Consider the following 20,763-nt stretch of genomic DNA (forward strand, 5'->3'; position numbering starts at 1 on the left):
ACCATTACTAAAGCCACTCACGAGCGAGCTCGTTGCGACGCTTCGACCATTCCTCGGCGGTGATGGCATAGCGGATGTGGTCTTCCCATTTTCCGTTGATTTCAAGGTACCGAAGAGCAATACCTTCATCACGTAGATCCAACTTCTCAACCACACGACGGCTGGCGGAATTGCGGGGAATTATCGACACCTGGAGTCGATGCAAATACAGCTCATCAAAGGCGTAGCGTGCTACGACCACCAACGATTCGGGCATGTACCCGTTACCGGCTTGACGCTCGTCAATCCAATAACCCACATAGGCGCTTTGAAACGGCCCACGCTGCACCGATGAAAGGTTAATCTCACCGGCGAAGATACCGTCCACAAAAATACCGAAACCGTAGCCACTGCCAACCTGGGTTTCGCGCTCTCGCGCCTTGCAGCGCAATTCAAAAACGTCCCTGTATTCGACTGGGTCGGGATAGCCTTCAATCCGCTGAGGTTCCCATTTGAGAAGCCAATCGGCGTTACGAATTCGAACTTCTCGCCATGCCGAGAAATCGGCAACAGTTAATGGACGTAGCGTGACTCGGCGACCGAACAAGGTGGTCATCGATCAAAAACCTCGCTTAAGGCACCCAGTAACAAAGTCACGTTCCGCATTCTGGCGGTATGTCCCATCAGACCAATCCGCCACACCGAACCCGCATACTTACCTAGGCCACCACCGATTTCAATCTCATATCGTTCCAGCAGCTCCTGTCGAATTTCGGCCTCATGCGACCGATGCGCTTCTGGTACCCAGACCGTAGTGAGCTCGGGTAGGCGGCAAGCAGCGTCGGCAAACAATTTCATACCTAAATCTTCGAGGCCTGCCTGTAGCGCCCGACCGGTTTCATCATGACGTTGCCACGCTTGCTCCAAGCTCTCTTCTAAGATCGCACCCAAACCGGCATGCAGCGCGTAAATCATAGAGATGGGTGCCGTGTGGTGATAAGCACGGGCGGCTTCACCGGTTACATATTGGGCAATGAGATTAAGGTCTAGATACCACGACTGGGGTCGTTCGACAATACGAGCTTGGGCCTTTGGAGAAACGGTGATCGGGGCCAGACCCGGCGGTACACCCAAACATTTTTGGGTACCGGAATAAGCAATGTCAACGCCCCACGCATCAATCTCAACTGGTATACCACCGAGCGAGGTGACACAGTCAACCAGCAACAAAGTACGGTCATGACGTTGTGCCAACGGCTCTATGTCGTTGCGCACACCAGTAGAGGTTTCAGCATGTACCACCGCCATTATGGCGGGCTCGGGATGGGCTGCTAAGACTGCTTCTGGGTCTAAGGCTTCACCCCACGGGGCTTCAACCGCTACCACCTGGGCACCAGCGCGCCTAGCCACCTCACACATACGTTGGCCGAACACGCCGTTCACACCAACCACCACCACATCGCCCGGGTTAACCAGGTTTACAAAGGCAGCTTCCATACCCGCCGATCCGGTGCCACTAACGGGGAAAGTCAGCGGGTTGTCGGTGCGCCAAATCGAACGTAGCCGGTCATTGGTTTCGTCTAGCAACTCGATAAATTGCGCGTCTAGATGGCCTACGACCGGACGGGCTAGCGCTGCGGTGACCTGCGGATAGGGGTTGGACGGACCTGGCCCCATTAACACTCGATCTTGAGACATCATTGGCACCAACATTACGCCAAAGAAGCGATCAAGCCGTCGAGAAGATCATGTTCTGAAACCACAATCGAGCTCATCGATAAGTTGCGCATAATGGCCACCAAGATTGTGGCACCAGCCACGATGACCTCAGCACGCTCAACTGGAAGACCCGGATTGTGGATTCGGTCAGCTAAGGGTTCCACCACCAGGTTTCGATAAACATCCTCAGCGGCCTCACGAGTTAGTTCCAGGTGGTGGGTGATCTCACGGTCATCCACCGACGAACCCAGCTCTACAGAGGCCATGGTGGTGATGGTACCGGCCACACCAATGAAGGTGGCCGCATCGAGGATTTGGGGCATTTCACGCAGCACATCTGAGGTGTGCGCTTCTACCAGTGAAATGCAGTTGTACAGCTCGGTAGCCCAGGGTGGGTCGTGTTCGATGTACGCCTCGGTGAAGCGTACCGAGCCCATTTCGGTTGACATAACCGCTTCCAGCTTGTCAGTACCGATGGCAAACTCGGTTGAACCGCCGCCGAGGTCGATCACACAAAAAGGCCCTCGGGTTCGATCGAAATCGGCAGTGGCCCCAATAAAGGTCAGCTCACCTTCTTCCTCGCCCGAAAGGAGCTCGGGAGCTTGGCCGAGAATGTTCTCTATTTGGTCAAAGAATTGCTGCCGATTCTTAGCTTCACGGGCGGCTTGGGTGGCCACTACCCGCAGCTTTTCAACCTGGTGTTGATCTAGCAGCTCTTTGTATTCACGCAGTACCTCTAGGGTTCGTGTTACGGCATCATCGTTGAACCGCTTGCTGGCGGCTACCCCCACCCCGATGCCCGTCACAACAGCTCGACGCACCAGGTCTCGACCGTCTTGGCTGATTAATAATCGGACAGTATTTGTTCCGCAATCAATAGCGGCCACCGGTTCAGACATTGGTCTCCTCACTGCCATGGTCCGCCGCGACCGGCGCTGCTACCTGTTCACCAGGCTCGGTTTCAGCGGCTAATTGTTCTGCGACCCACCGACCTACCGGGTCGTCTCCCCCAGCCAGATACCAGGCGTAATGGGCGTGTAGGCACTTCACGCCCTGGCGGGTACCACCCACCCCACCGTATGGTTTCGGTCCGTTATGGTGTGGCGGAATGGCACTGTCTCGTTCTCGGGCATAGGCCTGGTGGGCCTGGACCAAGGTATCGGCGTCGACTACCGCCTCGGCTTGGCGCACACCACCGGTTGATTCTAAGCGGCCTACCAAGACCCGATCTCTGGGACTAACCAGCCAATAACGCGTAGGCATCGGGGTGCCATCGTTGAGCAGTGGCGCGTTTCGAATCACCCGGGGAACCCCGGCTTCGTCGCGCACCACTACTTCGAATCGGCCTTGCGGTTCTCGACCGAGCAGTTCGGCCACCACCTCGCGATCATCGTTTTGGCTATCCACTTGTTAGTGCCACCTAGTTGTTGCGGTTCCGCAACCACCGCCAGATGAGCAGCAGTACCAAAACACCCACCACGGCGGGCACCACGCGTTTGGCAACTGGAGCGCCAGCGGTTTCAAGTAAATCCACCGGTTCGGGTTCGGGCTGGTTTATTACCTTGACACCGCTTGTAACGGCAGCTTCGTCGCTCTCGGTATCGGCATCAACATTGTCACTGGCGGTTTCATCAGAAGTTTCGAGAGGGGCTTCGTCAGCTTCCAGCATGGCTTCAAGGTTCTCCACGAACTGGTCGAGCAACTTGGCACTCACATCAGCCATCACCCCCCGACCCATTTGGGCCACTTTGCCTGTCACCGCCAAGTCAGTATCGACCGTTACCTTGGTACCGGTTTCCGTGGAAGCCAAAGCGGCCACAATGGTGGCATTAGCATTGCCCTGACCTCGGGTATCGCGACCGTCGGCTTTTAGCTCGGCTCGATAGTTATCATCGTCTTTTTCAACAAAGGTGGCCTTACCTTTGTACTGAGCGGTGATTGGCCCCACCTTGACCTTCACCAAACCTCGGTATTCTTCGCCTTCCACTTCTTGTAGCTGGGCCCCGGGCATGCACGGCGCGATGCGCTCCAAATCGGTGAGCACCTCCCACGCCTTAGCAATCGGTACCGCAACCTCAAATTCGTTCTTTAAGTCCATTCCGCAAGATCCTCCACGGTGTCAATATCGACCGGCGCTCCGAAAGCGGGCACCTCAACTACCAAATCTGGCCGGGCTTTAATCAACACCCTGGCACCAGCGTCACCTTCCCGGGGCAGCAGCCCCCAAACCTCCCGATGAAGTTTCACCGGATTACGACGCAATCCATCATAGGTAGCAACTGCAATGGGGCCTAGGGCAGAGGCCAGGTCTTTCCAGGTTTCGGGCTGGATAAAAGGCTGGTCACCCAGCCCAACCACCACCGCCTCATAGCCTTTGCTCTCAGCATAGGCAATAGCGGTTTGCAACGATGTGGCCTGACCTTGTTGCCATGCCGGATTGTGAACCAATGTCACCGCTGGCGGTAGCACTTTTCCCAGTTCAACCGCCCCAGTCACCACCACCACCTCGGCAAAACCTGCTGCCAGAGCGTTAGCTACCGCCTCGCCAATGACGGTGTGCCCGCGAAAGCTTGCCAAGAGTTTATGGTTCTCACCTTGGAAACGGCTGCCAGCGCCGGCGGCCAAAATCACGGCCAACACTGACGAAGAGGCTGGGCTTCTGAAACCACTGGAGTGTTGGGTTTGCCTCGACATTAGCGATGCACCGAACCTTCAGTTTCAGTGAGCGGACGACCAGTACGTCCTGAGCGCAACAAAATAATTTCCGCCATCGTGGCAACACCGGTTTCTTCGGGCGTGGCGGCCCCAATGTCGAGACCAATAGGGCCTTGAACCCGCTCAAGCTGAGCTTCAGTTGCCCCGGCGTTACGCAACCGTTCACGCCGATCAATATCGGTGCGTCTAGAACCAAGAGCGCCTATATAACCAACGTCGGTTCGAAGCGCCGCCATAATGGCAGGAACGTCGAACTTAGCGTCGTGGGTTAACACGCAAATAGCATCGCGAAGCCCCAACAATGCACCGCGTTCCTCGATTAAGCGATGCGGCCAATCGACGACGATTTCATCAGCCATGGGGAAACGCTGCGCAGTGGCGAAAACCGACCGGGCATCGCAGACCACCACCCGATATCCCAAGGTTTTAGCAACCCGACCAATGGCCGCCGTGAAGTCAACGGCACCAAAAAGCCAGATTTGGGGAGGTGGGCCGAACGCTTCAATGAACACTTCAACTTCGTCTCTAGCGACCTCGCCTGCTAATCCGTAATGACGAACCCCCGAACGTCCCGCCGCCAACTCGGCTTTCGCGTCTCGAGCCACCACCGCGTCCAAGCGCTCGTGGCCAAGCGTGCCCAGAACCGCGGCGTCGGGCGACACCAACATTTTGGCACCCACATCGCCCCCGCTAATGACCGTCGCCAAAGCTACGGGTTCTTCATCCCGAATTTTTTGGGCCATTCGACGAAACAGCGACACCGACTGCTACCAGTCCAGCTCTTCAATAAAAAGATGCACGGTTCCACCACAGGTGAGACCAACTTCCATGGCATCGGCATCGCTATAGCCATAGGTCACCATATGTGGAGGCGCACCGCCAAGCACCGCCAAAGCTTCACTCACCACGGCACCTTCCACGCAGCCACCAGAAACCGAGCCGGCCACGGTGCCATCTTCGGCAACCGCCATGGCGGCACCTGGCAAACGGGGCCCTGAACCTTCAACGTCAACCACTCTCGCCAAAGCCACCCGCAGACCCTCGCCTTGCCATCGCTCAATGTCATCCAGAATGTCCTTCATGCGGCTATCTCCTTGGCTAGCGATTCGAGGGCGTTTAAGGAATGACCTTCGATGAAGGTGTCAACAAACGGTAAAGCAGCCGCCATGCCTCGAGCTAGTGGTTCGTATCCCGGTGAGGCTTTTAGCGGGTTCACCCAAACAATTCGGTGGGCAACCCGCGCCAAACGCGCCATTTGTTCGGCCAACAGTTCGGGGTCACCACGGTCCCAACCGTCGGACAAGATTGTTACGATTGCTCCGCGAGCCATACCTCTCACCCCCCATTGGTTATTAAAGTGTAAGAGCATCTCACCCAAGCGAGTACCGCCCGACCAATCTTCAACCTCGGCGGCGGCCAAAGCCAAAGCCTCGTCGGGGTCACGGGAAGAAAGCTGGCGAGTGACCCTGGTTAGCTGGGTGGCCATGGTGAACGCTTCAACTTTGGTTCTACCAACGACGGCCGCATGCACGAAGCGAAGCAAGGACCGAGCATACGGCTCCATCGAACCGCTGATATCGATTAACAAGACCAGCCGGCGGGGCCGAACTCCACTTCTTTGGCCCACTAGCGAAACCGTTTCGCCGCCCTGTCGCAGTGCCTTTCGAAGCGTGTGTTCCAAATCTAGGCGGCCGCGACCACCTAGGTCGGGGTGGAAACGCCGTGCCGGTCGAGTGGCAGCACTGAAACGGATTTGGGTCATCAAACGGTGTGCTTCGGCCAATTCTTCGGCACTACAGGCCGCGAAGTCTTTGTTGGCAAGTACCTCCTGCGCCGAATAGCGCAATGTGACCACTGGATTGTTAATAGGCCGTAACTCTTCATCGGAAGCAGGTGGCACGGATTCGGAATCATCGCTAAGCACCGGTAACGGTGTTGTTTGTACAGTTAAAGGTAATCCCGTGGGCAAACGGTGCAGCCAAAAGTTCTTGAACACCTGGTTGTAAAGCTCGAGGTCTTCAGGTTTGGTCACTAGGGTCGCCGAGCCCGCCCAATACAGATTATTTAGCTTGGCCGAACCTAGAGTTGCCACGGCCGCCAGGAACGACAAACTGGCCGACACCGGGACCGACAAGCCAGCGCCACGCAATGATTCAACAAATGAAATCGCCTCGCTAACCACAGCTTGGCCATCTAGGCCATCATTTACCTTGGCCTCGCAATTAGAGACATTGGCGTAGGCGGCATCACGTTGTGCATGGTGAAAGCCCGCTCCCATAGCCGCGCAATCGCCTCTAGCGTGCCTGCGCTCGAGCAATGGCATCGGCCACCAAGGCTGCCATACCGCCACTAGCACGAACTCGTTCTTGGTCTTCACGGTATTTGATGGCGGTTCCCAACGTGGCGTTGGCACGCTCCATGCTTAACGACGTCTCACCCAAAAGATGTAGTGCTTGAGCCCAGTCGATGGTTTCCGCCACGCCGGGTGGTTTATACAATCCCAGGCCTCGAACCGCTTCGGCCATGGCAGCCACCTGGCGAGCTAGGGCCTCACTCACCTCGGGCGCTCGCAGCTGCACAATTTGGACTTCTTGTTCAAAACTGGGATGGGAAACCCAGTGATACAAGCACCGTCGTTTCAAGGCATCATGCAAATCTCGGGTGCGGTTCGACGTTATAACCACCACCGGTGGCACCTTCGCCCCAATCGGGCCGAGTTCGGGAATGGTGACCGTGAATTCGGATAAAAACTCTAATAGAAATGCTTCAAACTCGTCATCGGCGCGGTCAAGCTCATCGATTAAAAGCACCGGAGGCACCTGGCCGACGCTCTCTAAGGCTCGCAACAAGGGTCGTCGAATTAAGAACCGTTCGTGGTAGAGCTGGCTCTCAAGCTCTTCCACACCAACCGAAGTGGCTACCCCCGCAGCTTCGGCCGTGCGAAGGTGAACCAGCTGACGGGCGTGGTCCCACTCGTACGCCGCCTGGGCTAAATCGATACCTTCATAGCATTGCAGCCGGATTAATTCGCTGCCGCTCCAGCGAGCCAGCGTTTTAGCAACTTCAGTTTTACCCACGCCGGCGTCACCCTCTAGCAACAATGGTCGATGCAGCCGGAGTGACAGATACACCAGGGTGGTTAGGCCTTCATCAGCCAGATAGTCATGTTGGGCGAGCGCCCGTTGAACTTCTTGTGGCGAAGTGACGGCGGTGAAATCGACTGGTAACGAGTCGGTGACTTGTGTCATACACCTACAAGGGTAGGCTATTTCGCGGTCTGTTCTAGGGGCTGATCGGTGAAAGGCCACCCCGAGGGAATAGACATTGGTGGCAGAGGTTCGGGCAAGACCCGATAAGCCTCTTCACCTGGCCGTACGAAGCCGTACTGCTCGCGTGCGATTCGTTCGATCTCGGCGGGGTCTCCCAGTGCCTTAACCCTGGCATTCAACTCGGCCAGCTCTTCGCCAAGCTCGGTACGTTGCTGGCGTGCCGAGGAAATATCGCGACGCTGATCGAGCCAGGTCCGGGTGGGGAAGGTGGAGAGGAAGAAGGCAGCAATCACACCCACTAGCACCAAAGCGACCCACAGGACCCGACGCGAACCTTTTTGGTCGGGGTTGTTAGCCATGACGTGGAATATGACGCGGTGTGAGTGCTGCGGAACCCCAGAATCGGGCGCTGTTACCCAGATCTTCTTCTATCCGAAGCAGCTGATTGTATTTGGCTACGCGGTCGCTGCGAGCAGGGGCCCCGGTCTTGATCTGGCCACAGTTGGTGGCCACAGCTAAATCGGCAATGGTGGCATCTTCCGTTTCGCCGGAACGGTGCGACATGACCGAACTGTAGGAATGCCTGGTTGCTAGCGCCACAGCGTCGAGCGTTTCGGTCAGGGTGCCAATTTGGTTGACCTTCACCAAAATTGAGTTACCAACCGAAGCCTCAATACCGCGGGCCAAGCGACGACTATTGGTTACAAACAGGTCATCACCCACCAGCTGAATTTTTTCGCCCAAAGCCTGGGTTAGTAGGGCCCAGCCTTCCCAGTCTTCTTCCGCCAGGCCATCTTCAATCGAGACGATCGGGTACCGTTCCGCCCAATCAGCCCAAAACTCAACCATGGCTTGCGCGCTTAAGGTACGGCCTTCGCCTTCAAGATGATATTCACCGTCACGATAAAATTCGGTGGAAGCTGGATCGAGAGCGATGGCGATGTCGGTACCGGGGGTGAAGCCCGCAGCTTCAATGGCCTCTACCAGAAGCTGAACTGCTGCTTCATTGGTGGCGAGGTTGGGGGCGAAACCACCCTCATCGCCAACGGCGGTTGACAACCCACGGTCGGTAAGAACCCGCTTCAAGGTGTGATACGTCTCAACACCCCAACGCAGCGCCTCGGAAAATGAGGCTGCCCCCACCGGCATGATCATGAACTCTTGCACGTCAACGTTGTTGTCGGCGTGCTCTCCCCCGTTTAAAACATTCATCATCGGGACCGGTAAAACATGAGCATTGGTCCCGCCAATGTAGCGATAGAGGGGAACACCCACCTCAGCCGCGGCCGCATGGGCCACCGCGAGCGAAACTCCTAAGGTGGCGTTGGCGCCAATACGACTCTTGTTTTCGGTGCCGTCAAGATCGATCAAAGCGGCATCAACGGCGCGCTGGTCCAGAGGATCAACCTCGATCAGAGCGGCGTAAACCTCATCGTTGATGGCATCTACGGCGCGCAACACTCCTTTGCCGCCGTAACGATCACCACCGTCTCGCAGCTCCACCGCTTCGAACGCCCCGGTAGAAGCCCCCGAAGGTACCATGGCATGGCCGTGGGCCCCCGACTCAAGAATTACTTCCACCTCAACCGTGGGATTCCCACGAGAATCAAGCACTTCTCGGCCAACCACCAGATCGATCGCGCTCATGTTGTTGTGTACCTCTTTGGGTTGAATGGATAGTAAGACCTAGTGTGGCACGCCTAGGTATCGGAACGCCTCTCGCGGTCAGCTTCTGCTTGTCGATACCGGCTCTCACGCTGGCGGACGAATTGACGCAACGCGGCCTCAGCATCGATACCCGCTTGGCCGGCTTCCACGACCAACGCCATCAGCCGCGACGCCAAGGTAGAATCGGTTAATTCTTGGGGTGCTAGACCAGCCCGAGCGGCCTTGGTCTCTATCTGGGTAGCCAAGACCAGGGCCGGAAGATTTGCCACTACTCCGTCAAAGACACTTGCACGTTGTTTTTCTTGCTGCTTAAGCAACTCCCAGCGGGCCTCTTGGGCTTCCACGGTGTCGGATTCTGACATCGCATTCGCTTCACCAACCTCACCTCGTCCCGCGGCAGTGACTTCAGTGAATGCGGCGGTGTTATCACCAAATAGCTCGATGTTTTCACCAAAGATTTGTGGGTTGCGGCGCTTTAGCTTTCGGCTGATGCCACTAGCCACATCACCGAGGTTGAAATAACCTTCTTCGCTGGCAATTTGGGTATGAAAAACGATTTGATACAAAAGGTCGCCCAGCTCCTCTTCCAGCTGGCTGTAGAAATCATCGAATTGGTCGGCCCGGGCATCGGCCATCGGCACGTTATCCAGAACTTCTAAGACCTCGTAAACCTCTTCAAGCAAATACGGGGTTAGCGAAGCGTGCGTTTGCTCACGGTCCCAAACGCATTCGTCTCGGAGCATGGCCACCACTTCGGTGAACTCAGCCACCGACCACAGGCTTGGTGGTGGCAAGCTTGGTATCCAAAGCGATGTTAAATGGTCAGGTTCGAAGCTCCGATCGAGCTCGGTCCAAGCCACCTCGAATACCGCTTCGTCATCTAAACCTAAGTGATACAACACCACCACCGGTTCTGTCGGTGGTTCATCCACGCAGAGCTTGATGTCACTCAAGACTGCTTTGGTGTCACATTGGGAAACTAAAAATGGCCCACCTGATGTGACGAGAAATTCGTCAAAACTTTGTCCGTCAATTACTTGGGCACCTTGGGCGATTGGATCGACGCCCAAGCGCACCCACGCTAAATCGATAAAGGAAAGCGCTGGTACCAGTTCCACCGAAACTCTTGGATCGGCCACCAATAGCTCGACGGTGTGTTCGGCAACCACCGGCGAACCCGGTACCACATAGCAGATTTCACCATTCGATAAGGCCTCGGCTACCAAGCTTTCCACAATGATCTCGTAGACTTGCTCGATGGTATGGGCCGTCTCGTAGATCGAATCAAACGAGACAAAATCGAGCCCGTTAAGCACACTGGCTGCCGGGTGGCGCAAGGTTCGCACAAACAAGTTTTTGGCGGTTGCCAACCGCTCCATGGTACCTGTGGTTACAAGCCGAGAGTCACTTGGACCAAGGCCGATCACCACCACTTGCGGCGTCATGACAACACGGTGGCGTTAGGCCTAGCCGAGAGGTAGTAAATCTTGACTGGTGCTGGTGGGTGTGACGGATGGACCTTCAGGTGGTACCACGCCCCCAAATGAGGCATCCCAACGACCGTACTTGGCGTTCACGGTGATGGTGGAGGCGTCAACCAGGTTTTGGATGGCCTCGGCAAAAGCAGCCTGGGGCCCGGCCTCGCGCTGTGACTCTAGATTGGCCCGAATGTCCTCGGTAGCATCTTCAAGCGACACCCCACGGGAATCCACCCGAATCACGTGATAACCGAAATCGGTCTGCACAGGACCAAGCACCGCACCAACCTCACCGGTGCTGATGGCGTCCGCAAATTCTGGCACGTATCGACTAGGCGAGCTGCAACCCAAATCCCCGCCGTTTTGGGCGGCACTCGGATCGGTGGAAAAGTCGCGGGCTAGTTCCTCAATATCGCCATCGGCTTCCAGTTGGTCGATCAGGGTCAGCGCCTCATCTTCGGTATCGACCAAAATATGGTGGGCGCAAACCTGGTCGTTGAAGAGCTCTTGGTTCTCATCGTAAAACGCTTTGATCGCATCGTCGCTGATGGGTTCATCGGTGCCGCCAAGCTCGGCGGTCACATGGTCACGAATCAGCTGCAGTTGGGCGTTCCAACGAATGAACTGCTGGGAGTCTTTCGTCGGAATCTCATCCAAAATGGCCATCACTTCAGCCGGAAAGCTTTCAGTTACGTTGGCTAAATCAGTTTCTGCCACCACTAGTGAACGGTTGGCGGCCTCTTGATCAATTAGCTCGAACAAGATGACGAGCCCCAAAACTTCAGCGGCGAAGGCACTATCTACCTTGGCCTCAGACCCAGAGGTTGAGGCTGGCTGGCCAATAAGGGCCTCGGCGTAGTTTGGGTGTTCAACGAACATTTCCAGCATGGAGCGGAAGTCGCTGTCAGAAATTTCTTTACCGTTGATGGTGGCCGCGGCTGAAGAAGAACCACCGCTCGAGCAGGCCGAGAGCACCAACAGCGGGGCCAGGACTAAAGCCAAGAAATATCGAAATCGTGTCACGGAGGGTACAGGCTAGAGCCGATTGGGCCCCGCGCTCCAGTCACCCTAGATACGTTATTCCTCTGGCACGATGGTCTGTAGAAACAGAATTATTGCTTCCACCAGGTCAACGCCGCCTTTTACCCCAACTTGAACCTGAGAAATCTCTTCTTTGTAAATAGATCCGGGGAAGAGCCGGTTGAACTTCATCTGCTGGCTCACTCCCAAATGCAATGGGCTCATTCGCACCATGTGCTTGGGCCCACCGAAACCAGTGCCTTTACCAACAGTAAGTTCTTTGATCCCGACCCTTCCGCATTCGGCACGAAGTAAAGCTACCGCCAAGAGGTTTTCAGCTGGTGGAGGAATCGGCCCGTAACGATCCACCCACTCTGAGCGGATGTCTTCCACCTCGTCGCGGCTAGTAACCACCGCCAAACGGCGATATGCCTCAAGTCGAAGTTCTTCTTTCGACACGTAATCGCCGGGCAGTGAAGCCGCCAGCGGAACATCGATCTTGATTTCAGCCGGTTCGGGAATGGTTTCGCCTTTAAGCTCGGCCACCGCTTCAGTCACCATTTGGCAATAAAGGTCGTAACCAACGGCCGCTATATGGCCCGATTGTCCGGTGCCCAACAGGTTGCCAGCACCCCGAATTTCGAGGTCACGCATGGCAATTTTGAAGCCCGAACCTAACTCGGTCGCCTCGCCAATGGTCTTAAGCCGTTCGTAGGCTTCTTCGGTTAGCTCGCGGTCTTTGGGGGTGAAGAGATAGGCGTAGGCACGTTGCCCGGCCCGACCTACCCGGCCTCGCAACTGGTGTAGCTGCCCCAGGCCCAACATGTCGGCACGGTCGACCACCAAGGTGTTTACGGTGGGAATATCGATACCCGATTCGATAATGGTGGTGCACACCAGAACATCGAATTCGCCTTCCCAAAAGTCGATAACAACTTGTTCCAGGGTGCCCTCGTCCATTTGACCGTGGGCCACCGCCACCCGTGCTTCGGGTACTAATTCACGCAGCCCTTCAGCCACTTGATCAATGTCGCGAACTCGGTTGTGCACAAAGAACACTTGGCCTTCGCGCAACAACTCTCGGCGAATAGCTTCGGCCACCGCACGATCGTCGTATTCACCGACATAGGTCAGAATCGGCTGTCGCTCGGCCGGAGGGGTGTTAATAACCGTTAAATCACGAATGCCGGTGAGGCTCATCTCAAGGGTGCGGGGAATGGGTGTGGCGGTCAGGGTGAGTACGTCGACACCCACTTGTAGTTGTTTAATGCGTTCTTTGTGTGAAACTCCGAAACGCTGCTCTTCATCCACCACCAAAAGACCAAGATTCTTGAAGCTCAGGTTTTCGGCTAGCAGGCGGTGCGTACCAATCACCACATCCACTTCGCCACTCGCCAATCCGGCTGTTACTCGCTTCGCTTGGGCGTTGGTTAGAAATCGGCTTAACACTTCCACTCGGATCGGGAAACCGGCGAAGCGGTCACTAAAGGTCTGAAAGTGTTGCTGTGCTAACAGCGTGGTTGGCACCAAAACGGATGCTTGTTTGCCGTCTTGCACAGCTTTGAACACCGCTCGCAGCGCCACTTCCGTTTTACCGAAACCCACATCACCACAGACCAGTCGGTCCATAGGATGGTCGGCTTCCATGTCGGCTTTTACTTCGTTGATGGCCTGCAGCTGATCAACCGTTTCTTGGTAAGGAAACGCGTCTTCTAGTTCACGCTGCCAGGGTGTGTCGGCCGCAAAGGTATGTCCTGAAGTATTGACCCGTGTTTGGTAGAGCACCACCAGCTCTTGGGCAATTTCTTGGGCGACGGAACGGACTTTGGCCTTGGCTTTTTGCCAATCGCTACCACCCAGTCGGCTAAGGGAAGGGTTCTCACCACCAGTGTATTGACGAATGGTGTCAATTTGGTCAGAAGGAATATAAAGCTTGTCGTCGCCGCGATATTGAAGCAGCAGATAGTCACGCTCTACCCCACCAATCGAGCGTTTCACCATGCCAGTGTATTTACCGACCCCATGTTGGAAATGCACCACGTAATCACCGGGTTTGAGATCTTCAAAAAATCCGGCCGTGGCGCGGGCTCGGGGGCGCGCAGCGCGGTGGGTACGGCGGCGACCTGTAAGGTCGCGTTCCGCCAATACTGCCAGTTTCAGCTCGGGCAGAATAAAGCCGCGTTCGAGCGGGGCGATGACCAAATGGCCCCCAGGCTGCAACAGCTTTGGGCTATTTGGATCGGTGCTATTTAGCCCCACGCCATGGTCTTGTAACAGATGATCCAGACGTTCGGCTGAACCGATACCATCGGCGGCCGCAATTACTGAATAGCCTTCTCCTAACAACTTTTGAAGTTGGGCAATTAGGGCCCCGCCATCGCCAACCACCGGGTTCCAACCCGTGGCTGAAACTGTGGGGACATCGGGGGCGTGTGGCGTGTTGGTGATGGTCCAAACCGGGGTTTCGGTTAAGGCCAACAGACGATCAAAAGGCACATGGAGGGAAGGGAAACGGTCGGTAGCGTCTTCCTCTTCACCAATAGCGCCCCAGGTTCGAGCCAAAGTAGCTGCTAGGTCGGCCTCTTCAGCGGCTATATCACGAGCACGATCGCGCATACGTTGCGGTTCAAACAACAAAACCTGGGCCGATTGGTCCAACAAGTCGAGCAATACGGTTTCGTCGTCTTCGCCACTTAGCCAAGGCAACCAAGATTCCATGCCATCAAAGGTGAGGCCATTGGCGAGGCGCTCCCATTGCTCACGACCCCAAGGCTCTTTCGCCACTAAGGCTTCGGCACGCGCCTGAACTTCGGGGGTAGCTAGTAGCTCACGGGCTGGAAAGATTGTGACCTCGGAAATATCGACCGTTGAACGCTGATCGGCTACCGAAAATTCGGTTAGGCGATCAACCTCGTCGCCCCAGAGGTCAATTCGCACTGGCACGTGGCTGGTAGAGGGGAACACGTCAACAATCGAACCCCGCAGCGCCACTTCCCCGCGGTGCTCAACTTGGTATTCACGTCGGTAACCATTGGCCACCAACCGAGCCACCAGTTCGTGGGGGTCAACTTCATCACCCACCCCAACAATCACTGGCTCAGCTTCAATAGCCCCCGGACCTAACCGCTGCACCAATGCCCGCACCGAGGCCACCACCACTTTGGGGGCACGTTCGGGGTCTTGTAGGTGCCACAGCACCGACATGCGTTGGCCCATGGTTTCCACACTCGGGCTAACCCGTTCAAATGGCAGTGTTTCCCAAGCCGGGAAAACCGCCACCTCGCTAGGGCCCAAGAAGGTTGACAAGTCGGCACTTAGCCGGTCGGCGTCACCACTACTTGGCACACAAACTACAATTGGGGCTCGGCTAGAAACAGTGGCCAGACCAGCCACGGTGAAGGCTCGTGCCGGTTCGGACATCGCCAAGAAAGCATTGGCACGGCCCAGCACTCCAAGCAGCGCCGGTTCATCTCGCAGTAGAGGTAAGAGTGGTTCTAACGCCATGGGTTACTTCGGTTCAAGTGCGCTTTTTGCGAGTGTTATAACGATTCATGGTTGGAGCGAAACCTTGCTCCAACATCATCTCAATAGCGTCAGCGGCTTCTTCCACCACGATGTTCAGCTCTTCACGTTCTGCTTTGGACGGCGCCCGCAAAACATAGTCGGCACCGCTTTGGGCTGATGGTGGCCTTCCGATCCCAATTCGAATTCTCGCGAATTGATCGGTTTTCAGATGCTCCTTGATCGACCGCAAACCGTTATTGCCAGCCAACCCACCGCCCAACTTCAACTTGAACTGGCCAACCGGCAGATCAAGCTCATCATGCACCACCACAAGCGCTTCAGCTTGGCTAACCCCGTAACGGCGTACCAAACGGCCCACTGAATCGCCCGATTTGTTCATATAAGTTTGAGGACAGGCAACAGCCACCCGTTTGGAACCGATTCGTAGCTCGTCCACTAGAGCCAGTTCTCGTCCTAGCTTCAAACGTCCGCCATGACGTTCGGCAAAAACTTGTGCTACTTCGGCACCCACGTTATGGCGGGTGCCGACAAATTGTGATCCGGGGTTGCCAAGACCGACCACTAAGAGGTCGATTGGGGTACCGCGCCTCTGGCTAGCACCAAAGGCAGCACCAAGTGCGCCCACGGAGAACGAGCTTATTCCTCGTCGCTAGCGGCTTCCTCAGCTGGTGCCTCTTCGTCAGTTTCCTCATCCTCGGTCACTTCAACTTCGGCCCGAGTTATAGAAGCTGTTACCACAACTTCTTCAGGATCAACTTCAGTACGAGCACCAACCGGCAAGCTCACATCAGCCACGATAATAGTTTCGCCAATTTCCAGTTCGGAAATATCAACGACAAGCTCGTTGGGAATGGCGTCAGCCTTGGCATATACCGCCAAATGATAGAGAACCTGGTCGACCACACCTTGTTCAGATAGGACTTTACGAGGTTCACCTTCGAGCACCACTGGCACATCGATCTGAATTTCGGCGTGTGCATCGACCCGTACGAAATCGACGTGGATGACTTCGTTGCGAACTGGGTGACGCTGTAGATCACGCACGATGCACAGTTCGTTGTTGCCATCAACCGACATGGTGATAAGAGCGTTTAAACCGGCATCGGTGGTTAGAGCTTGACGCAGGGCACGGTATTCAACCGCTACCGATACGTCGTCTTTGCCCAAGCCATAAAGCACACCCGGCACTTTGCCTTCGCGGCGAAGTCGGCGTGACGACCGAGACCCGGTGGTGCGACCGACAGCGGCCGAAAGAGTAACGTCCATAGTGGGTAATGCTCCTGGCGACAGGTTGAGAAGAAATACTGGTGCCGATCGGCACTAAGCAGTCGACCATCTTACGCCGGAACGGTGAAAAAGCACCAAATGAGCGAAATGGTCGCTTAAAACTAGGTTTGGTTTTGTCCGCCGAAGATCTCGCTTACTGAGGCGTCTTCGAAGACTGCGTCAATGGTATCGGCGATCACACTTGCGATCGACAAGACCTCAATTTTAGGGCTTCTTTTTTCGGGGGGCAAGGGCAAGGTATTGGTAATCACCACCCGTTCGATGCAAGAGGCATTGAGCCGTTCAATAGCGGGTGGGGAAAGTACACCGTGGGTCGTGGCGGCCATAATGCGCGCCGCGCCACGGGCTTTTAGCTGTTCGGCGGCCGCCACAATTGTGCCCGCAGTATCGATCATGTCATCGATCAAGACACAGGTGCGGCCATCCACATCGCCCATCACATCAAGCGCCTCAACCTGGTTTTTTACACCTTTAAGACGACGTTTGTGGATGGTCGCCAAATCGGCGTGCAACTGATTCGAATATCGCTCGGCTACCTTCACTCGGCCAGCATCTGGCGACACGATCACCAAGTCGTCCCCTAAGTGACGCATGTAGTCAACCAACACCGGCATAGCCGTTAGATGGTCTACAGGGCCTGAGAAAAATCCCTGGATTTGCCCCGAGTGCAAATCCACTGACATCAGCCGTTGGGCCCCAGCCGCAAGAAACAGATCAGCGATCAACCGAGCCGTGATGGGTTCGCGACCTTCTGATTTGCGGTCTTGGCGGGCGTAACCAAAAAAAGGCATAACCGCCGTGATCCGTTTGGCCGAGGCCCGCTTGGCAGCGTCAACCACAATCAGCTGTTCCATAATCGAATCATTAACCGACGCCTCGGAAGTTGAAACGTGGCTTTGCATGATGAACACATCGGCACCACGAACCGAGGCATCCAAACGGCAGTGCAACTCACCATTAGCAAAAGCAGCCAAGTTCGCATCTAGCAGCGGAACACCAAGCTGCCCAGCCACTTCTTCCGCCAATGCCACGTTCGATCGGCCAGCGATAAGCGCCAGCTTCTTCTTAGTGACCAGTTCCATGTGCGATCAGTTCCTTAGTGGTCGCATCATGTTCAACGACCATTGCTTGCATTGCCTAGGGGGAAGTGTAGAACGCGCCGGTGTGCTGGCCGAAAGCCACACGCGAACCGGGGCCTAAATAGGCAAACGGGCCTACCACAGCGCCAGCTTCAACAACCGCGCCGTTGCCAACGGTTTGATCGAGGGTCACGTCACGGTCGATCTCACAATCGATCAAGTGTGAGTTGGCACCTATTTGGGTGTTGGGCCCTACCACCGTGTCGCCTTGTAGCAACACACCTGGAAACAAAGTGACGTCGCTACTTAGCCGCACGGTGGTATCGAGATAGGTGGTAGCTGGGTCAACCATGGTTACCCCTTGGCGCAGCCAAAACTCGTTGGTGCGTCGACGCAGGGCCGCTTCAGCTTGAGCCAACTGGAGGCGGTCATTCACCCCTTGGGTTTCATAGGCTTCCGGGGCGGCATAAGAACCCACCTGATAACCCGCTTCGGCCAACACCTCAACCACATCAGTTAGGTAATACTCACCTTGGGCGTTGTCGGGCGTAAGCCGCCGCAAAGCCGGTGCTAACAACGCACGCTGAAAGCAGAAAATACCGGTGTTGATTTCATTTATTTGGCGTTCGTCATTGGTGGCATCGCGCTCTTCCACAATACGAAGAATGCTTTGGTCGCGTCCCCTTACCATCCGCCCATAGCCAGTGGGGTCGTCCATGACCGCGGTAAGCACCGTGGCGGCCGCTCCACTCGAGCGATGTGCGTGCACCAATTCCGCCATCGTTTCAGCACGCAGCAATGGGGTATCTCCCGGAAGAACCAAGAGATCTGCCTGATCGTCGCCTAAATCGTTGGCAAAAGCACTTAGACCCACATTTACGGCATCACCAGTACCATTTTGAGACTCCTGCAGCACGAAGTTGAGCGGACTGGCGGCGGTCGTGGTGGCTAACTTGGCGGTCACCTGTTCGGCACCATGGCCAACCACCACCACAATTTTTGTAGGTGAAGCTTGTTCCAACGCTTCAACCACATACGACAACATGGGTTTGCCACAAAGCATGTGCAGCGGTTTGGGGCGGTCCGACTTCATTCGGGAACCTTCACCGGCAGCCAGAATGACAGCTGATAAATGCCTCTGCGACATGGGAAAACCTGGCCCTTAGGTATTAATACCCTGCACTTCGGGTTGCTAGGTCGCTCGCGGGGGAGGGCTCGAACCTCCAACCTCCTGATCCAAAGTCAGGCGTTCTGCCAGTTGAACTACCCGCGACCGGAAGAAAGAGAATAGCCCACGATTTCCCATTGGCACCATCTGGCACTACCGTTTCTTCCCTCATGGGATCGCTTATTAAGAAGCGCCGCAAGCGCATGCGTAAGAAGAAGCACCGCAAGATGTTGAAGCGCACCCGCTTCCAGCGTCGAGCTAAAGGCAAATAATCAACCGGCTACGTGCGGTGGGGCCCCGGCCTAGCTAGGGCTGCACCGTACGTACCACAACGCGTCCGTCTCCGGGGTAAGCCCCTTCGACGAACCACGTCGAACCGCTACCCGCCAAGACCGGAGTTTTACCTGTCGCGTCTCGAAGCTGGTTACGCCAATGCGCCAAGCGCGGCTCTACATGCAGTGCCGCAGCCTCAAGGTCATTAGTGGCACCGGTAGGGCCCCCAAGGGCATCCCAGGCGGCGTAAACGGCTGGGGTGGAACAGCCAAAGGGTGGTATCAGCAGAGTGTAGACACGCTCTTCAAACGGTAAGGGCTTAATTGTCTCGCCCACCCCGCTTACCTGTGCACGACCACCAACCATACAAAACGGCACGTCGGCACCTAGGGTGGCAGCCGCCTCCAAATCCCTAAACTCGGCCCAGCGAAGAATGGCTGCGGCGTCGGCCGACCCGCCGCCTAATCCTGCGCCCGCGGGAATAGATTTGTACAATTCAACGTGTGCTTGACGCCCCACCAGAGCTAGGGCCCGCCGCACAAGGTTGTCGTCGTCACTAGAGACAGACAGCCCGGTCGTTTCGTGAACCACCAGAGTGTCACCAGGGCCCACCAACAGCTGGTCGTGCAGGTCGATGGTTACCATTTCCGCTTCGATGAAATGGTAACCATCGTTGCGAATCCCGGTGATATGCAAAGAAACGGTGAGTTTGGCCCACGCTGAAAGTTTCTGGGGCACGAAGTCAGTCATTCGTTCTGGTCTCGGCTAATCAGCCCGGCTAATCGGCCCCAATCTTCAACGCTCAGCTCTTCGGCGCGGGCTTGGGGCGAAACCTCAGCCTTCTCAAAATCTTCGAGCTTCACCAGGTCGCCCAGCGCTCCTCGCAGCATTTTTCGGCGGTGGGCAAAACCGGCGCGAACCAACGCAAAGAGGCGTTCGGGATCAGCCGTGGTGGCAGGCTGTTCTCGTCGAACAATCTCTACCAGGGCTGAATCGACTTTAGGGCGGGGCACAAACACACTGGGCGGCACCTTGCCTACCAATTTGGCCGAAGCCCAATACGCCACCTTCACCGAAGGGATGCCATAGGCCTTGCTACCTTTTTCTGCCACCAAGCGCTCACCCGACTCAAGTTGCACCATCACCAACATGCGTTTGATCTGCGGCACGTTGTCTAACAGGGTCAACACCAAGGGGGTAGAGACGTTGTAGGGCAGATTTGCCACCAAAGTCCACTCATCACTGTCGGCTAGCACCTCGGGCCAGTCAAGCTCCATGGCGTCGCCCTCAACGACCACCACGCCCAACGGTTCCACCTGGTCTCGCAGAACAGGTAAGAGGTACCGATCGAGTTCAACCGCTTTTACGGTGGCACCCGTCTCAATTAGTGCCAGGGTGAGGGAACCCAAACCAGCGCCAATTTCAAGTACATGGTCACCGCTCGACACGCCAGCCAGCTTGGCAATACGGCGAACGGTATTGGGGTCGACCACAAAGTTTTGACCCAAAGCCCGACTGGGGCTTAGGCCATGTTGTGCCAACAAGTTCTTAACATCGCTGCGTGACAAGGTCACCGCTTCGAA

Annotated in this window: 22 protein-coding genes and 1 tRNA gene; 1 reads left to right on the forward strand and 22 read right to left on the reverse strand. The window is 56.0% G+C overall.

Annotated elements, in window-relative coordinates:
• Positions 1–7 precede the first annotated feature (7 nt).
• The 20 genes from WC184_03560 to WC184_03655 all read right to left on the reverse strand — a co-directional run bounded on the left by WC184_03560 (position 8) and on the right by WC184_03655 (position 19,012).
• Positions 8–595 carry a GNAT family protein gene (locus WC184_03560; GenBank protein MFA7476955.1) on the reverse strand — a complete coding sequence of 196 codons (588 nt, stop codon included), beginning with the start codon at positions 593–595 and terminating at the stop codon, positions 8–10.
• Positions 592–1,680, reverse strand: coding sequence for an alanine--glyoxylate aminotransferase family protein (locus tag WC184_03565; GenBank protein ID MFA7476956.1), 1,089 nt, complete (start codon positions 1,678–1,680; stop codon positions 592–594). The genes WC184_03560 and WC184_03565 overlap by 4 nt, the downstream gene beginning before the upstream one ends.
• A gap of 11 nt (positions 1,681–1,691) precedes the next feature.
• Positions 1,692–2,597, reverse strand: coding sequence for an exopolyphosphatase (locus WC184_03570; GenBank protein ID MFA7476957.1), 906 nt, complete (start codon positions 2,595–2,597; stop codon positions 1,692–1,694).
• A complete protein-coding gene (locus WC184_03575; protein ID MFA7476958.1) occupies positions 2,590–3,105 on the reverse strand; it encodes a DUF501 domain-containing protein in 516 nt (171 codons plus the stop codon). Before WC184_03575 ends, WC184_03570 begins: the two co-directional genes overlap by 8 nt.
• A 13-nt stretch (positions 3,106–3,118) precedes the next feature.
• On the reverse strand, positions 3,119–3,796 hold the full coding sequence (locus WC184_03580) for an SRPBCC family protein (protein ID MFA7476959.1): 678 nt from the start codon (positions 3,794–3,796) through the stop codon (positions 3,119–3,121).
• Positions 3,787–4,392, reverse strand: a complete 606-nt coding sequence (locus WC184_03585) for a nucleotidyltransferase family protein (GenBank protein MFA7476960.1) — start codon at positions 4,390–4,392, stop codon at positions 3,787–3,789. Before WC184_03585 ends, WC184_03580 begins: the two co-directional genes overlap by 10 nt.
• The gene (locus tag WC184_03590) at positions 4,392–5,174 is read right to left on the reverse strand and encodes an XdhC/CoxI family protein (GenBank protein ID MFA7476961.1); all 783 of its coding nucleotides are present in this window, start codon (positions 5,172–5,174) and stop codon (positions 4,392–4,394) included. The genes WC184_03585 and WC184_03590 overlap by 1 nt, the downstream gene beginning before the upstream one ends.
• Positions 5,175–5,180: 6 nt before the next feature.
• On the reverse strand, positions 5,181–5,495 hold the full coding sequence (locus WC184_03595; GenBank protein MFA7476962.1) for an XdhC family protein: 315 nt from the start codon (positions 5,493–5,495) through the stop codon (positions 5,181–5,183).
• The gene (locus tag WC184_03600; protein ID MFA7476963.1) at positions 5,492–6,736 is read right to left on the reverse strand and encodes a VWA domain-containing protein; all 1,245 of its coding nucleotides are present in this window, start codon (positions 6,734–6,736) and stop codon (positions 5,492–5,494) included. Before WC184_03600 ends, WC184_03595 begins: the two co-directional genes overlap by 4 nt.
• The gene (locus tag WC184_03605; protein ID MFA7476964.1) at positions 6,708–7,661 is read right to left on the reverse strand and encodes a MoxR family ATPase; all 954 of its coding nucleotides are present in this window, start codon (positions 7,659–7,661) and stop codon (positions 6,708–6,710) included. Before WC184_03605 ends, WC184_03600 begins: the two co-directional genes overlap by 29 nt.
• A 17-nt stretch (positions 7,662–7,678) precedes the next feature.
• Positions 7,679–8,041, reverse strand: a complete 363-nt coding sequence (locus tag WC184_03610; GenBank protein ID MFA7476965.1) for a septum formation initiator family protein — start codon at positions 8,039–8,041, stop codon at positions 7,679–7,681.
• Entirely contained in the window at positions 8,034–9,329 is a 1,296-nt protein-coding gene (eno, locus tag WC184_03615) for a phosphopyruvate hydratase (GenBank protein ID MFA7476966.1), read from the reverse strand. Before eno ends, WC184_03610 begins: the two co-directional genes overlap by 8 nt.
• Positions 9,330–9,382: 53 nt before the next feature.
• Positions 9,383–10,795, reverse strand: coding sequence for a MazG nucleotide pyrophosphohydrolase domain-containing protein (locus WC184_03620; GenBank protein MFA7476967.1), 1,413 nt, complete (start codon positions 10,793–10,795; stop codon positions 9,383–9,385).
• Positions 10,796–10,816: 21 nt separating this feature from the next.
• Positions 10,817–11,851: a peptidylprolyl isomerase gene (locus WC184_03625; GenBank protein MFA7476968.1), complete on the reverse strand. Its 1,035-nt coding sequence runs from the start codon at positions 11,849–11,851 to the stop codon at positions 10,817–10,819.
• A 54-nt stretch (positions 11,852–11,905) separates the two neighbouring features.
• Complete coding sequence (mfd, locus tag WC184_03630; GenBank protein MFA7476969.1) at positions 11,906–15,352, reverse strand: transcription-repair coupling factor; 3,447 nt, start codon at positions 15,350–15,352, stop codon at positions 11,906–11,908.
• Between the two features lie 13 nt (positions 15,353–15,365).
• A complete protein-coding gene (gene pth / locus WC184_03635) occupies positions 15,366–15,998 on the reverse strand; it encodes an aminoacyl-tRNA hydrolase (GenBank protein ID MFA7476970.1) in 633 nt (210 codons plus the stop codon).
• Between the two features lie 11 nt (positions 15,999–16,009).
• A complete protein-coding gene (locus WC184_03640; protein ID MFA7476971.1) occupies positions 16,010–16,639 on the reverse strand; it encodes a 50S ribosomal protein L25 in 630 nt (209 codons plus the stop codon).
• 122 nt (positions 16,640–16,761) lie between these two features.
• Positions 16,762–17,742: a ribose-phosphate diphosphokinase gene (locus WC184_03645; protein ID MFA7476972.1), complete on the reverse strand. Its 981-nt coding sequence runs from the start codon at positions 17,740–17,742 to the stop codon at positions 16,762–16,764.
• 55 nt (positions 17,743–17,797) lie between these two features.
• Positions 17,798–18,886: a bifunctional UDP-N-acetylglucosamine diphosphorylase/glucosamine-1-phosphate N-acetyltransferase GlmU gene (gene glmU, locus WC184_03650; GenBank protein MFA7476973.1), complete on the reverse strand. Its 1,089-nt coding sequence runs from the start codon at positions 18,884–18,886 to the stop codon at positions 17,798–17,800.
• Positions 18,887–18,939: 53 nt separating this feature from the next.
• Positions 18,940–19,012: transfer RNA gene (locus WC184_03655), tRNA-Gln, on the reverse strand.
• Positions 19,013–19,077: 65 nt separating this feature from the next.
• Here WC184_03655 and WC184_03660 point away from each other — a divergent pair.
• On the forward strand, positions 19,078–19,179 hold the full coding sequence (locus WC184_03660) for an AURKAIP1/COX24 domain-containing protein (GenBank protein ID MFA7476974.1): 102 nt from the start codon (positions 19,078–19,080) through the stop codon (positions 19,177–19,179).
• Positions 19,180–19,213: 34 nt separating this feature from the next.
• Here WC184_03660 and WC184_03665 read toward each other — a convergent pair whose 3' ends face one another.
• Both WC184_03665 and rsmA read right to left on the reverse strand, forming a co-directional pair.
• Positions 19,214–19,930, reverse strand: coding sequence for a 4-(cytidine 5'-diphospho)-2-C-methyl-D-erythritol kinase (locus WC184_03665; GenBank protein ID MFA7476975.1), 717 nt, complete (start codon positions 19,928–19,930; stop codon positions 19,214–19,216).
• A complete protein-coding gene (gene rsmA / locus WC184_03670) occupies positions 19,927–20,754 on the reverse strand; it encodes a 16S rRNA (adenine(1518)-N(6)/adenine(1519)-N(6))-dimethyltransferase RsmA (GenBank protein MFA7476976.1) in 828 nt (275 codons plus the stop codon). Before rsmA ends, WC184_03665 begins: the two co-directional genes overlap by 4 nt.
• Positions 20,755–20,763 lie beyond the last annotated feature (9 nt).

This window comes from Acidimicrobiia bacterium, from assembly GCA_041676705.1.
Lineage (GTDB): Bacteria > Actinomycetota > Acidimicrobiia > Acidimicrobiales > SKKL01 > Actinomarinicola.

What these genes read in the sequence shown, in the direction of transcription:
- WC184_03560 (MFA7476955.1), bottom strand. Translation starts at nt 595, where the DNA reads ATGACCACCTTGTTCGGTCGCCGAGTCACGCTACGTCCATTAACTGTT.
- WC184_03565 (MFA7476956.1), bottom strand. Translation starts at nt 1,680, where the DNA reads ATGATGTCTCAAGATCGAGTGTTAATGGGGCCAGGTCCGTCCAACCCC.
- WC184_03570 (MFA7476957.1), bottom strand. Translation starts at nt 2,597, where the DNA reads ATGTCTGAACCGGTGGCCGCTATTGATTGCGGAACAAATACTGTCCGA.
- WC184_03580 (MFA7476959.1), bottom strand. Translation starts at nt 3,796, where the DNA reads ATGGACTTAAAGAACGAATTTGAGGTTGCGGTACCGATTGCTAAGGCG.
- WC184_03585 (MFA7476960.1), bottom strand. Translation starts at nt 4,392, where the DNA reads ATGTCGAGGCAAACCCAACACTCCAGTGGTTTCAGAAGCCCAGCCTCT.
- WC184_03595 (MFA7476962.1), bottom strand. Translation starts at nt 5,495, where the DNA reads ATGAAGGACATTCTGGATGACATTGAGCGATGGCAAGGCGAGGGTCTG.
- WC184_03600 (MFA7476963.1), bottom strand. Translation starts at nt 6,736, where the DNA reads ATGCCATTGCTCGAGCGCAGGCACGCTAGAGGCGATTGCGCGGCTATG.
- WC184_03605 (MFA7476964.1), bottom strand. Translation starts at nt 7,661, where the DNA reads ATGACACAAGTCACCGACTCGTTACCAGTCGATTTCACCGCCGTCACT.
- WC184_03610 (MFA7476965.1), bottom strand. Translation starts at nt 8,041, where the DNA reads ATGGCTAACAACCCCGACCAAAAAGGTTCGCGTCGGGTCCTGTGGGTC.
- eno (MFA7476966.1), bottom strand. Translation starts at nt 9,329, where the DNA reads ATGAGCGCGATCGATCTGGTGGTTGGCCGAGAAGTGCTTGATTCTCGT.
- WC184_03620 (MFA7476967.1), bottom strand. Translation starts at nt 10,795, where the DNA reads ATGACGCCGCAAGTGGTGGTGATCGGCCTTGGTCCAAGTGACTCTCGG.
- mfd (MFA7476969.1), bottom strand. Translation starts at nt 15,352, where the DNA reads ATGGCGTTAGAACCACTCTTACCTCTACTGCGAGATGAACCGGCGCTG.
- WC184_03640 (MFA7476971.1), bottom strand. Translation starts at nt 16,639, where the DNA reads ATGGACGTTACTCTTTCGGCCGCTGTCGGTCGCACCACCGGGTCTCGG.
- WC184_03645 (MFA7476972.1), bottom strand. Translation starts at nt 17,742, where the DNA reads ATGGAACTGGTCACTAAGAAGAAGCTGGCGCTTATCGCTGGCCGATCG.
- glmU (MFA7476973.1), bottom strand. Translation starts at nt 18,886, where the DNA reads ATGTCGCAGAGGCATTTATCAGCTGTCATTCTGGCTGCCGGTGAAGGT.
- WC184_03660 (MFA7476974.1), top strand. Translation starts at nt 19,078, where the DNA reads ATGGGATCGCTTATTAAGAAGCGCCGCAAGCGCATGCGTAAGAAGAAG.
- WC184_03665 (MFA7476975.1), bottom strand. Translation starts at nt 19,930, where the DNA reads ATGACTGACTTCGTGCCCCAGAAACTTTCAGCGTGGGCCAAACTCACC.